This is a genomic window from Prevotella heparinolytica, assembly GCF_004342845.1.
GTDB lineage: Bacteria > Bacteroidota > Bacteroidia > Bacteroidales > Bacteroidaceae > Bacteroides > Bacteroides heparinolyticus.
On the sequence record NZ_SLXB01000005.1, the window covers coordinates 76,082 to 93,247 of the forward strand.

The 17,166-nt window shown below is 47.7% G+C and carries 13 protein-coding genes and 2 pseudogenes; 7 read left to right on the top strand and 8 right to left on the bottom strand.

Translation table 11 applies throughout. The features are described from left to right. Positions 1–18: 18 nt before the first annotated feature. Positions 19–885, top strand: a complete 867-nt coding sequence (locus tag EV202_RS04195) for an FKBP-type peptidyl-prolyl cis-trans isomerase (RefSeq protein WP_131925666.1) — start codon at positions 19–21, stop codon at positions 883–885. A 332-nt stretch (positions 886–1,217) separates the two neighbouring features. Here EV202_RS04195 and EV202_RS04205 read toward each other — a convergent pair whose 3' ends face one another. Both EV202_RS04205 and EV202_RS04210 read right to left on the bottom strand, forming a co-directional pair. Further along, positions 1,218–2,138, bottom strand: coding sequence for a carbohydrate kinase family protein (locus EV202_RS04205; RefSeq protein ID WP_106069425.1), 921 nt, complete (start codon positions 2,136–2,138; stop codon positions 1,218–1,220). Beyond that, positions 2,126–2,731 carry an SIS domain-containing protein gene (locus EV202_RS04210; RefSeq protein ID WP_106069426.1) on the bottom strand — a complete coding sequence of 202 codons (606 nt, stop codon included), beginning with the start codon at positions 2,729–2,731 and terminating at the stop codon, positions 2,126–2,128. The genes EV202_RS04205 and EV202_RS04210 overlap by 13 nt, the downstream gene beginning before the upstream one ends. Before the next feature lie 559 nt (positions 2,732–3,290). Between EV202_RS04210 and EV202_RS04215 the strand changes: the two genes are divergently transcribed. The 5 genes from EV202_RS04215 (at position 3,291) to EV202_RS04235 (ending at position 7,618) form a co-directional block, all read left to right on the top strand. Next, positions 3,291–3,926 (top strand): WbqC family protein, encoded by a 636-nt coding sequence (locus EV202_RS04215; protein WP_131925668.1) that lies wholly within the window; start codon positions 3,291–3,293, stop codon positions 3,924–3,926. A 262-nt stretch (positions 3,927–4,188) separates the two neighbouring features. Further along, positions 4,189–5,001: an SDR family oxidoreductase gene (locus EV202_RS04220; RefSeq protein ID WP_106069427.1), complete on the top strand. Its 813-nt coding sequence runs from the start codon at positions 4,189–4,191 to the stop codon at positions 4,999–5,001. Positions 5,002–5,122: 121 nt separating this feature from the next. Next, positions 5,123–5,800 carry a response regulator transcription factor gene (locus tag EV202_RS04225; RefSeq protein WP_125238133.1) on the top strand — a complete coding sequence of 226 codons (678 nt, stop codon included), beginning with the start codon at positions 5,123–5,125 and terminating at the stop codon, positions 5,798–5,800. Continuing rightward, positions 5,797–7,068 (top strand): sensor histidine kinase, encoded by a 1,272-nt coding sequence (locus EV202_RS04230; RefSeq protein ID WP_131925670.1) that lies wholly within the window; start codon positions 5,797–5,799, stop codon positions 7,066–7,068. Before EV202_RS04225 ends, EV202_RS04230 begins: the two co-directional genes overlap by 4 nt. Positions 7,069–7,177: 109 nt before the next feature. After that, positions 7,178–7,618 carry a PepSY-like domain-containing protein gene (locus EV202_RS04235; protein WP_106070522.1) on the top strand — a complete coding sequence of 147 codons (441 nt, stop codon included), beginning with the start codon at positions 7,178–7,180 and terminating at the stop codon, positions 7,616–7,618. Between the two features lie 738 nt (positions 7,619–8,356). Here the strand turns inward: EV202_RS04235 and EV202_RS04240 are convergent. The 6 genes and pseudogenes from EV202_RS04240 to EV202_RS04265 all read right to left on the bottom strand — a co-directional run. After that, on the bottom strand, positions 8,357–10,579 hold the full coding sequence (locus EV202_RS04240) for a glycoside hydrolase family 3 C-terminal domain-containing protein (protein ID WP_131925672.1): 2,223 nt from the start codon (positions 10,577–10,579) through the stop codon (positions 8,357–8,359). A gap of 55 nt (positions 10,580–10,634) precedes the next feature. Continuing rightward, positions 10,635–11,888, bottom strand: coding sequence for a glycoside hydrolase family 5 protein (locus tag EV202_RS04245; RefSeq protein ID WP_131925674.1), 1,254 nt, complete (start codon positions 11,886–11,888; stop codon positions 10,635–10,637). A 203-nt stretch (positions 11,889–12,091) separates the two neighbouring features. Then, positions 12,092–13,695, bottom strand: a pseudogene (locus EV202_RS04250) (DUF6377 domain-containing protein). Continuing rightward, entirely contained in the window at positions 13,692–14,228 is a 537-nt protein-coding gene (locus EV202_RS04255; RefSeq protein WP_131925676.1) for an HXXEE domain-containing protein, read from the bottom strand. Before EV202_RS04255 ends, EV202_RS04250 begins: the two are co-directional and overlap by 4 nt. Continuing rightward, positions 14,225–14,725 (bottom strand): hypothetical protein, encoded by a 501-nt coding sequence (locus EV202_RS04260; protein WP_125238126.1) that lies wholly within the window; start codon positions 14,723–14,725, stop codon positions 14,225–14,227. The genes EV202_RS04255 and EV202_RS04260 overlap by 4 nt, the downstream gene beginning before the upstream one ends. 133 nt (positions 14,726–14,858) lie before the next feature. After that, positions 14,859–15,125, bottom strand: a pseudogene (locus EV202_RS04265) (DNA alkylation repair protein); the annotation flags it as partial. A 720-nt stretch (positions 15,126–15,845) separates the two neighbouring features. Between EV202_RS04265 and EV202_RS04270 the strand changes: the two are divergent. After that, positions 15,846–17,030, top strand: a complete 1,185-nt coding sequence (locus EV202_RS04270; protein WP_131925678.1) for a DUF5009 domain-containing protein — start codon at positions 15,846–15,848, stop codon at positions 17,028–17,030. The last annotated feature ends 136 nt before the right edge of the window (positions 17,031–17,166 follow it).

The window sequence follows — 17,166 nt, forward strand, 5'->3', positions numbered from 1 at the left end:
AACAAATTAAAAAGCAAAATGAAAAAAGTATCATTTCTCATGGCTCTTGCAGTAGCCGCAGGTTTGGCTTCTTGCACAGCACAAAGTCCGAAAGCTAATTTAAAAACGGATCTTGACTCATTATCTTATGCCATCGGTATGGCACGTACGGAAGGCCTGGATCAATATCTGGCACAACAAGGCATTGACTCTACTCAGATGGCCGACTTCCTGAAAGGTTTCAACGAAGGAGCTACCAAAATCGCCAAGAAAGACGCAGCCTACATGGCCGGTCTGCAGGTAGGACAGATGGTGAGCAAACAATGGGTGGAAGGTTTCAACCAACAAATTTTCGGCGGTGACTCCACGAAAACCATCAGCCGCGAGAACCTGCTGGCAGGTTTCGTCGCAGGTGTCGTAGGCAAGGGCGGCGCCATGGATATGGCAAAGGCACAAGAGTACATGAACACTCAGATGGAAGCCATCAAAGAAAAAGCTACTGCCGAGAAGTATGCCGACAACAAAGCTGCCGGCGAGAAGTTCCTCGCCGAGAACAAAGGCAAAGAAGGTGTGGTAACCACTCCGAGCGGCCTGCAATACAAAATCATCAACAAAGGTAACGGCGCCATCCCTGCCGATACCAGCAAGGTGAAAGTAAACTACAAAGGTACGCTGATTGACGGCACAGAGTTCGACAGCTCTTACAAACGCAACGAACCGGCTACTTTCCTCGCCAACCAAGTAATCAAAGGATGGACGGAAGCGCTCACAATGATGCCGGTAGGCTCAAAATGGGAACTTTATATCCCTTACAACCTTGCATACGGCTCAAGAGAAACCGGTGGTCAAATCAAACCGTTCTCTGCTCTGATATTTGAAGTGGAACTGCTGGGAATCGAAAAATAAAAGATTCTGAGAAATAAAAAATAAGGGCGTTTTGATACGCCCTTATTTTTTATAAGACATCCCGAAAAATCAGCCCGCAAATTTGCCATATATGAACTCCAAGAATAGGTTTCTACGGCAAAAAGGAACCGGTAGATGAAGATTTGCTTAAATGATGCGATATTGTTTTGCTCATAGAACATCAGCACCACCTTCTTTAGTCTATTAATCGAACCAAATCGACCCGATTATTCCGTTTGCGACATTAGATACACGCCCCATTTTAACAACAAACTTCGGTAGCTTAGGACTTATACGTATTCATAACACCCGACGCAAAGTTGGAACTCACGTTATTTATGTGCTTCGGCGAACTCTTTCGAAACGGAGTTGCAGAAACTCTTGCAAACTTCTGCCGAGAACTCAATGCCGCATCCGATGACTTTGTCCCATGTAGCTTCGCTCATGGTGTTCAAATCTTCGTGGCGCACGTCGTACTTCAGTAGTCCGTAGATGATACCGGCATTAAAGTTATCTCCAGCACCGATGGTGCTGACAGCTTCCAGCGGTGGAATGGCATACTCCTTGGAAATACTTCCGGTGCGCAATGAAATCTGCTCCGCTCCTGCCGTACAAAGAAAATTGGAACAATAGAATTTGATTTTGTCCTTATATATCCTGTCGGCTTCACGCAAGTTATACATATAAAAGAAGTCCTCTTGCGAGCCTCGCACGATATCGGCATACTCCAGATTCTCAATGATGGTGGGAGTCAGCTTAATAGCCTCCTCCTTATGCGAAGAACGGAAATTGGGGTCGTAATACACAATCGCCTTTTTCTTGCGTGCCCTGTCAAGAAGTTCCACCACTTTATCGCGCAACACCGGATTCAGGGCATAGTACGAACCGATAACGACAATGTCGTCCTCCTCTATTTCAGGGTAGACAATGTCAAGACGCTGTTTAGGATAATCTTTGTAGAAGATGTATTCCGCATCGCTACGGTCGTTCAGGAAAGCAAGTGATACGGGCGATTTTCCGTCGGGGAACACATTGACATGCTCCGTAGGAATATTGTTATCGCGCATAAACCCAAGAATCATGTTACCCACATGGTCGTTTCCGGTTTCGCTGATGAAACAAATGGGAACCCCTACACGCCCCAGCGAAACAATGCCATTGAATACCGAACCACCGGGTACGGCTGCTGTGGGCTGTCCGTTACGGAAGATGATGTCCAATATGGTTTCTCCGATACCTATTACTTTACGCATAACGATCTTGACTTTTCTCCAAGGTAACCACCGTGATGGCGTTTGGAATAATCTTCAATGGTAAATCCTGTCTTTTTCATGGTCTGCACCACCAGAATATCACCGATAACGGTCATTACAGTAGTCGAAGTGGTGGGAGTCATGCCCAGCACACATACCTCTTTGGGGCTTCCCGTGCTGAGGCATACATCAGATTCGTCTGCCAGCGGGCTATGGGGATTACCGGTGATTACTATGAACTTTAATTCCGGATTCAGATTATGCGCCAGCTGCGTCAGTTCCACAATCTCGCGAGTCTTGCCCGAGTTGGATATAAGCAGCAACAAATCATTTTCCTGCAAGATTCCGAGGTCGCCATGCTGTGCTTCGCTGGGATGCAGGAATACGGAAGGGATGCCGGTAGAGCAGAAGGTAGTGGCTATGTTCATGGCTATCTGCCCGGCCTTGCCCATACCCGAAGTCACCAGTTTCCCTTTTTTGTGGTGCACTTGTTCCACAATAAGCTCCACGGCACGTTCGTATGCGTCTGTCACGGGGATGTTCAATACGGCTTGCGCTTCTTTTTGCAAAAGCTCTTGAATGGATTCAATCATTATACCTGAAATTGTTTAATAGTTAGGTTATAGTCTACAAATATCTGCAATTTTCCATAAACGACAATAAGTTTCCTTTGTTTTTATTGCCACACCTTATCAGGCCTATTGCCACACTTTAGTAAACGCATGCCCACACTTCAGGGGAGATATTCCCACACTTCAGGAGGAGTCAGCCCACACTTCAGGAGGCATCAGCCCACACTTCAGGAGGCATCAGCCCACACTTCAAGGACAACAACCCGGGAGGAAAGATAAAACGACCAACAGGCTTTTCATCCCCCTTCACTTTCCTTTTCCAAAAGTATAATGTTGCCAGAGGAGGTATAAATAAGAACATACTACATTTTTTTGCCGAAGCCGTGCCGATGAAACATTCCTTTTTTCCTAACTTTGCGTCAACGTTACAGATAAGATGTCGCGCTTCAATGAAGAATCTGCGCCATTTGTATCATCTGCAACCCCGAAACCCTGTTGAGTATGCATGTGTGTGTTCAAGGGACAAACCTGCAAACCGTATGGGAAACAAATGGAAAATCGTCAAACAGCAATTAAACAGATGCGAACGGTACTTCTTTCATCCGCCTATCTGGCCCCAGTGGAATATTACACCAAACTGCTAACATACGACAAGGTGCTCATAGAACAGCATGACCATTACATGAAGCAGACCTATCGCAACCGATGCACCATTGCGGCACCGGATGGCGAACTATCCCTTTCTATCCCCATCGTGAAACCGGACAGTCCTAAATGCATCATGCGCGACATACGCATTTCCGATCATGGTAACTGGAGACATCTGCATTGGAACGCCATATCATCCGCCTACAACCATACTCCTTTTTTCGAGTATTACAAAGACGACTTCCGCCCTTTCTACGAAAAGAAATATGAATTTCTTGCCGATTTCAACGAAGAGCTGTGCCACCTTGTATGTTCATTGATAGACATGCAGCCCGACATGCAACGCACCGCCGAGTATCGGACAGAACTTACCCTTGATGAAGCAGATTTCCGCGAAGGCATCCACCCTAAGAAAGACTTCACACAAGAAAACACGGAGTTCTCCCCACATCCCTACTATCAGGTCTTTCAAGACCGGCTCGGCTTCTTGCCCAACCTCAGCATCATCGACCTACTCTTCAACATGGGGCCTGAAAGCCTGCTCGTGCTGCAGCAAAGTTGTAAATAAAGGCTTATCTTTTCGACCAAAATTTTGAAAAGGCTGTAGAGAACCAGTGTTCCTCTGACAGAAAAGCTTCTGAGAAAGAAATGTATTGGGCAAAGAAACGATGCTGAAAAGAAGCTCGCAAGAAAAGTCAAGTGTGGTACACAAGGACAAACTACGCATCAAAGACGAGATAGAGCAAGTATTTTAACCGGCTTTTTAGTGTATCAATGTGATTAATACTTAATTTTGCAAACAGACAAAAATTACTTTTAATAGCAAAATCATGAAGAACTTATTCAACATCAAAGACAAAGTGGTGGTCATCACCGGAGGAACGGGAGTATTGGGACATGCCATCGCACTGCACTTGGCCGAAGAAGGAGCCAAAGTCGTAATCTTAGGGCGTAAGGCCGAAACGGGGAATGCCATCGTAGATGAGATAAAAGCTGCCGGCGGAGAGGCTATGTTCCTGACTACCGACGTGATGAACCGTGAATTGCTGGAACAGAATCTGGCCGATATCCTGAAAGCATACGGACGCATAGACGCCTTGCTGAACGCTGCCGGCGGCAACATGCCGGGCGCCACCATAGCTCCCGACGGAACTTTCTTCGACTTGAAGGTGGAAGAGTTTCAAAAAGTGCTCGACCTGAACCTGACGGGCACTGTATTGCCTACGCAAGTATTCCTGAAGCCGATGGTGGAACAGAAGTCGGGCGCCATCGTCAACTTCTCGTCCATGGCGGCTTTCCGCCCCATGACACGAGTAGCCGGATATGCCGCAGCCAAAGCGGGCATTTCCAACTTCACCGCTTTCATGGCCACCGAAGTGGCAAAGAAATTCGGCGAGGGAATCCGCATAAACGCCATTGCACCAGGCTTCTTCCTGACCGAACAGAACCGTGCCCTACTGACCAATCCCGACGGAAGTTACACGCAACGCGGACAGGATGTCATCCGGCAAACTCCTTTCGGACGCATGGGTCGTGCCGAAGAGCTGTGCGGAACCATCCAATACCTTATCAGTGATGCTTCGAGCTTCGTCACCGGAACGGTTGCCGTGGTAGACGGAGGATTCAATGCCTTCGCCATGTGATTATTGTCGTACAGAACCCATAAACCGAAAATAGCTTGTGGTAACTATGAAACAGAAGCCGTCGCAACAGACTGATGGTTATTCCCGATTGTTTCCAGATTCTTAAACGACTTTTGTCTGCATGAAAATCTTGATTATAGAAGATGAGCAAGATCTGCGAGAAACAATCCGCTCTTCGCTCTTAAAAGAAAAATTCGTAGTGGAAACCGCAGCCGATTATTCCTCTGCTTTGAACAAAATAAACGACTACGATTATGACTGCGTTCTGCTCGACATCATGTTGCCCGGTGGAAGCGGCCTGGACTTGTTGCGCGAACTAAAGCAGCTTCGCCGCAATGACAGTATACTAATTATTTCTGCCAAAGACTCCTTGGATGACAAGGTAGAGGGGCTGGAGTTGGGCGCAGACGATTATCTCACAAAACCTTTTCATCTGGCAGAGCTGAATGCCCGGGTCAAATCCCTGATACGCCGTCGGCAGGCTAAGGGGGATATGACTGTCAACATTGGAAACTTATCGCTTAATCCCGATAAACGACAAGCCGATATAAACGGGCAGCTCTTGCAACTTAATCGTAAAGAGTTTGATTTGCTTTATTATTTTGTAATCAACCCCAACCGAGTTATCAGCAAAATGAGCCTTGCAGAATCTGTATGGGGAGACAACATTGACCAGGCCGACTCATTGGATTTCATCTACTCACAAGTAAAGAATCTACGCAAGAAGTTGAAACAAGCTGAAGCCACCGTCGAATTAAAAGCCGTATATGGCTTTGGATATAAACTTTCGGAAGAATGAAACTGCTACACCACACCTACCGCAAACTTTCGCTGCTATTTTTCTTGTTGATGGCAGTATGGGGTGTGCTGTTTTATTATGCGATTATCGACGAGGTGATGGATGAAACAGACGATACATTAAAGAATTACGGGAGTATACTAATAAAAAACGCACTTCATGATCCTTTCATTCTCGAAACCTCCGGGACAGTGATGTCATTCTACAAATTCAGGCCTATATCGGAAGAGGAGGGATTACGCTACCAACAAGTATTCTATGATTCTACCGTCTACATCGAGTCGGAAGATGAAGAAGAGCCTGTCCGTGTGATGCGTATAGCATTCAGCATGCCCGACGGACAGTTTTACGAGCTGACTTTGATGATTTCTACTTTAGAGCGCGACGATATGGTAGAAGCGCTACTGTGGTATTTAGGAGCATTATTCCTTTTACTTCTGCTTTGTACCTCCATCGGTATACGGTTGGTCTTAAAGAAAGTATTTACCCCACTATACAAATTACTGGATTGGCTCATCCAAATTCAACCCGGCAAAGCTCTTCCTCCCTTGGATAACCCAACGGAAATACAGGAGTTTCGGCAGTTGAGTAATGCAGCCTTCGATATGGGCAAGCGCAGTTACAAAGCCTACGAAGAACAAAAACAATTCATAGAAAACGCTTCGCACGAACTACAAACACCACTTGCCATTATCCGAGGCAAGGTAGAATTGCTGGCCGAAAGCGAGGGTATAACAGAGCAACAAATGAAAACACTGGATGAACTTTGCTCTACCGTGAACCGTGCCGTCAAACTGAATAAATCCTTGTTACTGCTTTCTCGCATCGAGAACGGACAATATACCGAAATGAAAGATGTTTCGCTGGATGAGATACTAGATGATTCACTACCAGACCTGATGGATATTTACGAATATAAGCAAATACATTTGACAAGGGAACGGAGTGATAAGCCACTCATCATACGTTGCAACCACTCTTTAGCCCGGATTCTGGTATCCAATCTGGTGAAGAACGCATTACTTCACAACAAAGAAAAGGGAGAACTGCATATTCTTACCACGTCGTCTTCATTGACGATAAAAAACACGGGCGAGTCCCCTCTAGACAAGGAAAAATTGTTCCACCGCTTCTATCATGGCATAGACGAAAAGAAAGAATCCACAGGCCTGGGACTTGCCATAGCACATTCCATCGCCCTTTACTCTTCCTTAAAGCTCACTTATGAATGGCAAGACGGTATGCATTGCTTTCGGCTTGTTAAATAATCAAAAGATTGTTCCTGACGCAGATTATTCCCAAATCTTTCCTAATTCATTGCCGTCATTTGCAGTGTGAATGATATGAATCAATTTTATTAGTAACACTAAAAAAACAATCATGAAAGTATTATCTATTTTAGCACTGGCAATTTTTGCCGTTCAGTTTTCTTTTGCCGGAGATGTCATTACTCAGGATGCCAAACAACTCCCACTGGTTGCACGCAACTTTATCAACCGACATTTCACGAAACCTCAAATTCATTATATCAAGATTGAAAGCGAAATCCTGCAAAACAAAAAGTACGAAGTACAACTGGCGGATTTCACGGAAATCGATTTTGACAAGCAAGGTAATTGGCTGGAAGTAGATTGCAAGAAAGCGGCCATACCTGCCGCATTGATTCCCACTTCGGTACAAGAATACGTGAAGACGAACTTTCCGAGAGAAATCATTACCAAGATTGAACGTGAACGTAGTGGAATGAAAATCGAATTGAGTAATGACTATTCTTTAAAGTTCAATAAGAAAGGGAAGTTCGTCAGCATAGACGACTGATTCGAAGCACTCCGGTTTATCATCGAGATTGAAAAAAGGAAAGGCAGAGTATCAACTATTTTATTCGGAAGTAGGATACTTGATACGGACAAAAGATGTCACAGGAAAAGAAGACACGCATTGGCCGATGGCGGTGAAATGATTATGTACACCTAAGGCTTCCGAGAAAAAGAATATATGCTATCGAAAGGTTTTTTCAGACGCAGGATGCCACAGCATTATCTGTGTAAAAAAACAAAAGCATAAAAGAACCATTGTCCCGACCATTTCTGCTAAATACTTTTTCATGAATAGTTATTAAACATCAACTTCTACAAAAGTAAACAAAAAGATGAGAAATTCACCTTTTCGTTTACTTTTTATGCTTGCAAAGAGGAATAAATACCTGGGTTCGGGACAAGCGGTTTCTTTTGCTAAAGATCAGGGTTGCATCCTATCGGACGGATATTTCCTGAATGCACCGGTTTACAGCGGCCGGGCAGAAGAGAACTTTTACTCCGACCTGCCCTCCCCCTCCCTGTTTGACAGCTGCAAGCCTTTGTCGTGACAGAGGCAAGTGTTCAAGCCGACAGACACAAATGTTTGACGTGACAGACACAAGTGTCTGACAGGGCAGTGACAAACGTCTGATAACCAATACACTTCGACTTTAAAACACAAGCCTCCGATGAGGTTATCGACCTGCTTCTTATCCCGAACGCAAGTAATAAATATGTAACAAACGCATTTCCCCCCGTCTTATTTCAACTCAAAGGGAACTACTCCCCTGACATCGGCTGCCGAGGAGGCAATCACTGCTTCAAACCGTCCCGGTTCCGCCACCCAGGCATGTTTGGTGTCATCGAAGAAGCTGAGGGCCTCGCGGTCGATGCAGAAAGTCACTTCACACGTTTCGCCCGGAGCCAGTTTGATTTTTCGGAAACCTTTCAGTTCTTTCACAGGGCGGGGCAAGGACGATTTCTTATCGCTGATGTAGAGTTGCACCACCTCTTGTCCTTCGTAAGTACCGGCGTTTTTGACGGTCACTTTCACGGTCAACGTACTATCGGCTGTCATAGTCTTGCTGTCGATGGTCGGTTTGCCATATTCAAAGGTCGTATAGCTCAGTCCGTGGCCGAAGGGGAACAAGGGCTTCACTTTTTTCTGCTTGTCCGCCCAGCGATAGCCTACGAAGATGCCTTCATTGTATCTGATGTCTATCACGCTCTCACTCTGCGCCCCGGTATATTCGCCCAAGCTATGAGCCGGTACGTCTTCCAGCTTTGCAGGGAACGTGAAGGGCAACTTTCCGCTGGGGGTTACATCACCCATCAGAACGGCGGCCAGCGCACTGCCGGCCTCGGAGCCCAGATACCAGGCTTGTACAATGGCAGGCACATCGTTCACCCAAGGCATGGCAACGGCATTGCCGGAGATATTGACCACAACCAGTTTTTTGCTCACCTTTGCCAAGGCAGAGATTACGGCATCTTGTCCGTAGGGCAAATCCAAGCCCTTACGGTCGGAGTCTTCACAATCCTGCCCGGCGCTTTTGTTCAGTCCGCCGATGAAGATCACATAGTCGGCATCGCGCGCCACCCGCACCGCTTCCTCAATCAGTTCTTCCGGAGTGCGCTCGTCTTTCAGGTTCTGCCCCGTCACCACACCGTTGTATTCACCGCTCGCATCGCCCACGTAGCCACGGGCATAAACCACCTCGGCCTTGCCCCCTACGCGTTGTCCGATGCCGTCCAACGGAGAGCATTCGCGTTGCACCTTCAACGAAGAAGAGCCGCCACCCACGGTCATCATCTTGATGGCGTTCTCGCCTATTACGGCAATCTTCCTTGTCTTGTTCAGATCTATCGGAAGCACGTTGTTACGGTTCTGCAACAACACGATGCCCTCTTCACCTATGCGGCGGGCAGCTTCATAATGTGCCGGAGAGTTGAGCGAACCGAAAGGACGGTCGGTGTTCATCGTAGTGCGGAAAGCCAACCGGAGGATACGCCGCACCTTGTCGTCCAACTCCCGGATGCCGACTTTCCCTTCACGGATGCGTTGCAGGTAAGGCATGGCCAGGTAATAATTATCGTAAGCATTGCTGGCACCGTTCGACAAGCCGTTTGTCCAACTGCCGAATTCCATATCCAGCCCGTTGGCGATGGCTTGATCAGTGTCATGTACGCCTCCCCAATCAGACACCACCACGCCATCGAATCCCCATTCGCCTTTCAGGATGTCGTTCAGCAGATATTGGTTGTGGCAGGCGTGCTGTCCTTTGTAAAGGTTGTAAGCACCCATGATGCTCCATGCCTTGCCTTCCCGGACAGCCGCTTTGAAGGCCGGCAGATAGATTTCATACAGTGCACGGTCGTCCACAACCGCGTTGGTGGTATGGCGGTTCACCTCGTGGTTGTTCAGTGCAAAGTGCTTCACACAAGCAGCAACCCCGTTCTGCTGCACGCCCTGCACGTAGGGCACTACCATGCGGGCTGCCAAATAAGGGTCTTCGCCCATATACTCGAAATTGCGCCCGTTCAACGGTGTGCGGTAGATGTTTACACCGGGGCCCAGCAGAACGGTCTTTCCCCTGTAACGAGCCTCTTCGCCTATACTTTTTCCGTATAGCAAGGACATTTCAGGATTCCACGTGGCTGCCAGACAGGTCAATGCCGGATAGGCCACGCAAGAGTCGTTGGTCCATCCAGCCTGATCCCACTCGTCCCAAAGCACTTCGGGGCGGATACCGTGGGGACCGTCGGTCATCCAAAACTCCGGAATGCCCAGACGGGGTACACCCGGACTGCTGAATTTAGACTGCGCATGCACCATCGCTACTTTCTCTTCCAGCGTCAGCCGGGCCAACGCATCTTCCACCCTCTCCTCAACAGGTTTGCCCGCATCCAGATAGACGGGCTTCTGCTGCGCCGTGAGAGGCAGTGCGACAGCCAGAACCAGACCGAATAAAACTTTCTTCATGGTTTTTCTCTATTTTATCTTTATAAATACGTAATTACAAGCCAGTGCGATACGTTCAGTCCTTCATTCCCAAGGAATGTATATATCCCTCCTGAACCACGCAATTCTTCAGTTTGCAGGCTTCGACGAAATCCGTCATCGCTTTGCGTGCCATGCTCTGGTCGGGACGGGCGTCACGTATTTCTTTATACGTGGTGCGCGACGCTTCGGAAAAGTAAACCACGTTTGCCCAATTCTCCGGTGGAGTGATGCCCACGAACGACGAGCCGTCCATCTTCTTGTAGGGCCAAAAAGTATAGCCGATGTTGTTCTCGCGCATGGTCCTGCAAAAAGCTGCCTGCCACTCGTCCGTGTTATGGCCTATCTCGCCCATGTACATGGGCAGGTTCACACTGTCGCGGAAGTTTATGATCTCCTGAATGGCGGCTTTGGTAGGTTCGCCCCCGTAGCGGTGGCAGGTGTACATTATCTTGTCGTCGAATCCGGTATCTTTGAAAGGCTTGAAGTTACCGTTCCACTGCGCGCCGCCCAAGAGGATGATGTGATTCTTGTCCACTTCCCGTATGGCCGCCACACCTTTCTTATATACCTCTTCCAGCTTGCCGTTAAGTTCCTCCATATTCTCGAAGTAGGGAGCAATGGGTTCGTTGAAGAGTTCGTAGCCCAAGATGACCGGTTCGTCCTTATACCGGTCGGCAATGCGACGCCAGATGTCGCAATAAAGTTGTTGGCTCGCCTCGCTCTCGAACAGCCACGGATAACCATAGCTGTCGTCTATATTATCGCCCGTCTGACCGCCCGGGGCATCGTGCATGTCCAGAATAAGATAAAGTTCAGATTCCCGGCACCACTCTACAAGGCTGTCCACTCTGACAAAGCCGTCCTGACGAACAGTCAGCCCCATGTAATCCTCATCCGTGAACAACTTATAATGGAAAGGAAGGCGGATGGTATTGGCTCCCGTACTTTTGATGAAACGAATGTCCTCACGCGTCACATAGTTGTCTTTGAATGCCTTCCAGAAGTCGGCCGTAAAGTCCGGACCTACCAGTTGGCAGAACATCTCATTAATGAAACGGGCGGAATTGGTTTTACTGAACTTGAACATATATCCCTCCGGATTCAGCCAGTTGCCCAAATTGGTGCCCATAATAAAGAGTCTGGAACCATCGGGTTTCAGCAGGTATTGTCCCTGAATGGTGACGAAGGCTTTCGAAGTTTCTTTCTCTGCCCTTTGTTTCTCACTACATCCCGTCATGCCCAAAGCAAGCAGGGCAATGGAGATACTTGTCGCTAATAAATGTTTCATGGTCGTTTATTTGGTTATCGTATCGGTTTCGGCGGTTCGTTACCTCCCCAAAGTTAGTGAAGATAAAGACGTCGCCTACCGACGAATAGGCAACAAGTGGACAAGAAGAATGCCAAAGCCAAAATAATACACTAATAATCAACAGCATACACAACAACAGAGGAGATGGAAAAGTGGATACCTTACGGGCATTTGGCGTATTGTCAGCGTATTTGCATCAGACGTGTTTCAAAATCATCACGCGAAATACGGGCTTTGTTTTTCACTTTCGCCCGATAATTATAGATGGTGTTGACGGAATAACGCAGGAACTCGGCAATCTGCGAACTGTCGTCTATGCCCAGACGGATGAGGGCGAAGATACGGAGTTCGGTAGTGAGCAATTCCCCTTTACGGGGCACAATGTGCTCTCCGGGTTGTAGCAGTTCGTTGAATTGCTCGATGAAATCGGGGAAAATGCTCAAGAAAGCAGAGTCGAAGTTAACGTATAATTCTTTTAATCCGGCATCCGCCACTTCACGGGAGCGCACCATTTGCAAAAGCTCTTCCGTCTGTCCCGCCGATATTTTCTTTTTCACCATGCGACGATAAGCATCCAGCCGGTCGATATATACGGAACAGAGCTTCATGAAACGGCCTATGTACTCCTCCTTGATGCGATTGGACACCAGCAACTGCCGGTTGGTTTGCTCCAACCGACTGCGGGCGGCAGAGAGGCGTTCCATTTGCCTCCAAATAAAGGCGAGAGCCGCAATGAGCAACAATGCAAGCGCGCAAACCAATGCGACATATAACCGCAGACGATCGTTCTGTTTCTCTTGCATGGCTTGATAGGTGAGGTCTATCAGCGAAAGAATACCTGCCGTCTGTAGGTTCCGGCTGCGGACATTGTAGCGGTTAGTCTCATCCCACGAAAAGCGGATGTAGCGGTAGGCAGCTCTATATCGCCTTCCTCATAAAGCAGTTGCGCCAGATTCCAAAGCGAAGCATGATCGGTGATGCAAAGGCGGATGTCGGTCAGTGCGGAGAGTGCCAAGTAGCGTTTCTCTTCTTCGCGATTCTTCAGGCTGCGGTAGAGAAGAGAACGCTGATAAGTCACCAATGCATATTCGGGCGTATCGGGTCGCACGCCGTTCAGACGCGCGTCGTTGATAACCAAAGCCGCATCCACATCACCTTGGGCGGCTTTCCTCTCTTCTTGCCTTTCGAGAAAAAGAGGCGAGGCAGGCGGAAGCAGCTGCATCAGCGAATCTTCGTAGCAAGCGGCCAACGTTTGATAACGTTCCCTGAAGGAATCGTCCGAAGTATAAAAGCCCGATTCCTCGTAAAGTTTGTACCGGCAGTGGTAATAGTCGGGCAGCAGGCGGGGCGGAAGCGCAGTCCTATCTATCTGCCTGAGCAGTTCGGAAGCCTCTTCATACATCCCCGTAGCAGCCATCAGGTAGGCCAGTTCCAGACGGGTTTCGCAAGCCTTCTCACTGCTGCCCCTGCGTTCCGCCCAAACCAGATTGGCGTTGAGGTAATGAATGGCCGAATCGCATACATACGCCTTGTATTCCTTATAAATCTCCCCATTCCACTTGAAGAAAGCCACATCCGCCGTATCGGTATCAGCCAACCTTTGTTTCAGGCGGGCAATACGTGATTCGCGTACGTCGGTATACTGTTTGTGCGTACCAATGGCCTCGTCCAGCAAGTGGAGCAATGCGAACACCTGCAAGGTGTCGGCCGAAGCACCCCGCCCTTGCACCAACACCGTAAGAGGAGGGAGGAAAAGAAAGAGTATCGGTATCAGTTGCCTTTTCATGAAGAATGATTATCCTGCCACCGTTGAAAGCGGTTCATAAAGAAAAATGCGGAAACTAAACTAAGTATGGCAAGAACGATGCCGGTTACTGCCCATAAGAACATCTGCAAAGAAGATAGAATAGAAGCCTCTGCAAATACAGCAAAGGCATAGACACAATAAGGAAATGTCAAGATTGTGGTCATGATGGCAGGTATATATTTTCGGTATATTGCCCATTGTGCAAAATGCAATACAAGATGTATGAAATGCCCTGCAAATGCAGCAAACCACCATTGATAAACATCCAGCCATACGGCGCAGAAAGAAATGACAGAAATCAAAATGAACTCGTGAGCCGTACCAACGGCAAACGTGGCTGTGGAATAATCAAAATGTCCCCTGCGTGCAAGAAACTGCTCGAATGCCGGAAAGCGTCTTTTCAATTCTTTTCCGTTATTGCCAAGCCAATATTTGAACATTATTATTTCCTCGTATTCGTGAACCATGAATACGATAGGGAGAAGCATCATTATCAATTCTACTTTCGTCATCTTTTCTCTGCCGTTACTTTGGCAACTGTTTTCCATTCATTACTGCCGCCCATTCGTTCTTTTCTCCACAGAAAAGAAGAAGCCCTTATGTCGGAGAACACATATCGCATCTTCTCTGTTGTGTTTTCGGTCAGGATAATCTCTTCGCCGACCATTCGAGCTGTCAGGCGGATGGCTTCACCCATACAGCCGTAGAAAATATCCCACGCCATAGTCTTGGGATTGAAAATGCGAAGTGTCGTTCCGTATTCGGCATCGGGTTGTTTATCGTGCAGACGTTCCGCACGGGAGGGAACGATAAAGAGGTCTTGCACTGCCGTACCGTCCAATATCCGGGAGAATATCCATTCGCCCTTTACCCGTCTTGGTTCGGCATCTTCCAAATGGTCGTTCCAAATAATATCCCATTCGCCTACCAGTCTCCCAAAGAAATCGTATTCTTTGGGAATTCGCTCGCTTCTTACATTACTGCATAGTGCTGTTGTAAACTCATTCATAATATCAATTCATTTTAGAGTTCAATTTCATTCACTTTGTCATACTCTCTGTCACCGATGTGCCCAATTGCCCAGCGACCATCTCTATCCAATTTTCGGACTTGTCAATAGCGCAAAATTCTATGGTCTTATTCTATTTCAACAATTTCGCTGCAAGTTTATAAGTGAACAAAACCCGTGGATTGGATAAATCCCATTGCCGAACCTCATTCCGTATTAATTCCGCATGCTTCTTGCTTATATCTCTCAAAGCGTTTCCTACGGATTTCCGAAGATATTCGCTTTCGTGCGCCCTGTGCTTACTTATCAGCCTGATAGCCAACGGAGGATTATCCTTAAAGAATGGGCGACTTGTCCAAGACCTTAATCCTTCCGTTACGGCACGGATAACGTTCGGAATACAACGGCCACACCATATTTAAAGTATATAGTACAATGGAATATCCAACTAACCTTACTGATAAACTGTGGCAATTTATAGAAAAGATATTAGATGACAAAGGTAGTAAGCGAAAACATTTATTATGCCGGATTATTTGATGGTTGACGCCCAAAGCCTTACAGTGATACAGAAGATTTTTTATATCTAAACCGTTCTTTCTTTATCAGCACTCGCCACATCTACGAACAGGCATTACAGATACTTTTGCAAAAAAACGTCAAGTCCGGTGCGTATGTCAAGATTTAATCAAAACCCATGAACGATTGCCCTACCCCGTCGAGAAGACGTTCTGGACAGGGTATTTCTCAGGCACCGAGGAACGAGGCGTTCCACACCGAGGAACGATGTCTTGGACACCGAGGAACGACGCCTTGCTCGGTGCCCCAAAAACGACAGCGCCGCAACCTTGGACTTTTTTGTAAAAAAAATCGCGAAACACCTACCAAGGCCGGCGAACACCAACCATTTTGAAGGGCTTGAAAGACAAGCCGACCCCAAGAACGCCCATTCACAAAAAAAACGACGGACCTGTTTGGAATTACAGCCCTTTTTGGTTACTTTCGTCGAAAAATCAAGCAAGATGCCCGAACAAGCCCTCAACGATGTTGCGGTAAAGAATATTGTCTTAGACTGACAGTTAAGAAATACAGTATTATAATCCTGCATAATTGCCCACTTATGAAAAACGTAACCCTCCGACGGATAGCCGCCGTTGACGTATTCCGTGCACTCACCATGCTCCTCATGCTTTTCGTGAACGATATTCCAGGACTGCAAAACGTGCCTCACTGGCTGATGCACGCGGAGGCGGACGAAGACATGCTGGGATTCTCGGACACCATCTTCCCGGCTTTCCTCTTCTGCATGGGCATGTCCGTGTCTTTCGCCATACAGAACCGGTACAGGAAAGGCGACACCACACTGCAAGTCATCGCCCACATCTTTTGGCGGACAGTGGCTTTAGTGACCATGGGACTCTTTTCGCTCAACAGCGGAGGCATCGAAGGAGGCATCTCGCACCAATGGTTCTCCATCCTGATGGTCATCGGCTTCTTTCTCGTCTGGGGAGTTTATTCCAAAGCGGAAAAAACAAAAAAAATCCTTTTCACCGCCATGAAAGTGGCAGGCGTGCTTCTGCTCGCTTTCCTCGTGCTCTATAAGGATATCCATGGAAAGCCGTTCCAAACAGGTTGGTGGGGCATTCTCGGACTCATCGGATGGACGTATGCCGTATGTGCGGGCATCTATCTGTTCACCCGCGAGAATCTCCAAAGGAATGCCCTTGCATGGTTTGCGGTGACATTGCTTGCCGTAGCCGGCCATTCGGGCCTGATACCCGAAGAGTACGGCAGCCGTATTATCCTGCTCCCCTTCGTTCCCGGCGACTGGACGCTGCATGCCTTCGGAATGTCGGGCTTGCTGACTTCCCTGCTGATGCAACGCCACGCCGACACACAACGTCCGGGCAGATTCATCGGCATGCTTTGCACCCTCGGTGCGGGCATGCTTATCCTTGCCCTCGTGTCGCATTCCTATTGGATTATCTCCAAGATACAGGCCACCCCCACGTGGTTGTTCTACTGCCTCGCCCTGCTGTTCCCGCTATTCGGCTTCTGCTATTGGCTGACGGACGTGAAGGGCAAAACCCATTGGTTCGACATCATTAAACCCGCAGGTACGGCCACCTTGACCTGCTACATCCTGCCCTACGTCTGGTACGCCCTCTGGCAATTATTGCATCTGCGCTATCCCGATGTATTGGGAAGCGGTGTGCCGGGATTGCTCAAATCGCTGCTCTTCTCGTTCATCATCATATGGCTGACCGGGCTGTTAGTGAAAAGCAGAATAAAACTGAAAGTGTAAGAACCCACTTACCCTTTCTCCTACATTCTGTCGAAGGAAAGTAACACAATCCTTAATGACACCGGGGAGGATACGGCAAAAGCACAAACTTTCATCGATATGATTGATATAAACAATCTTTTTTATCTATATTTGC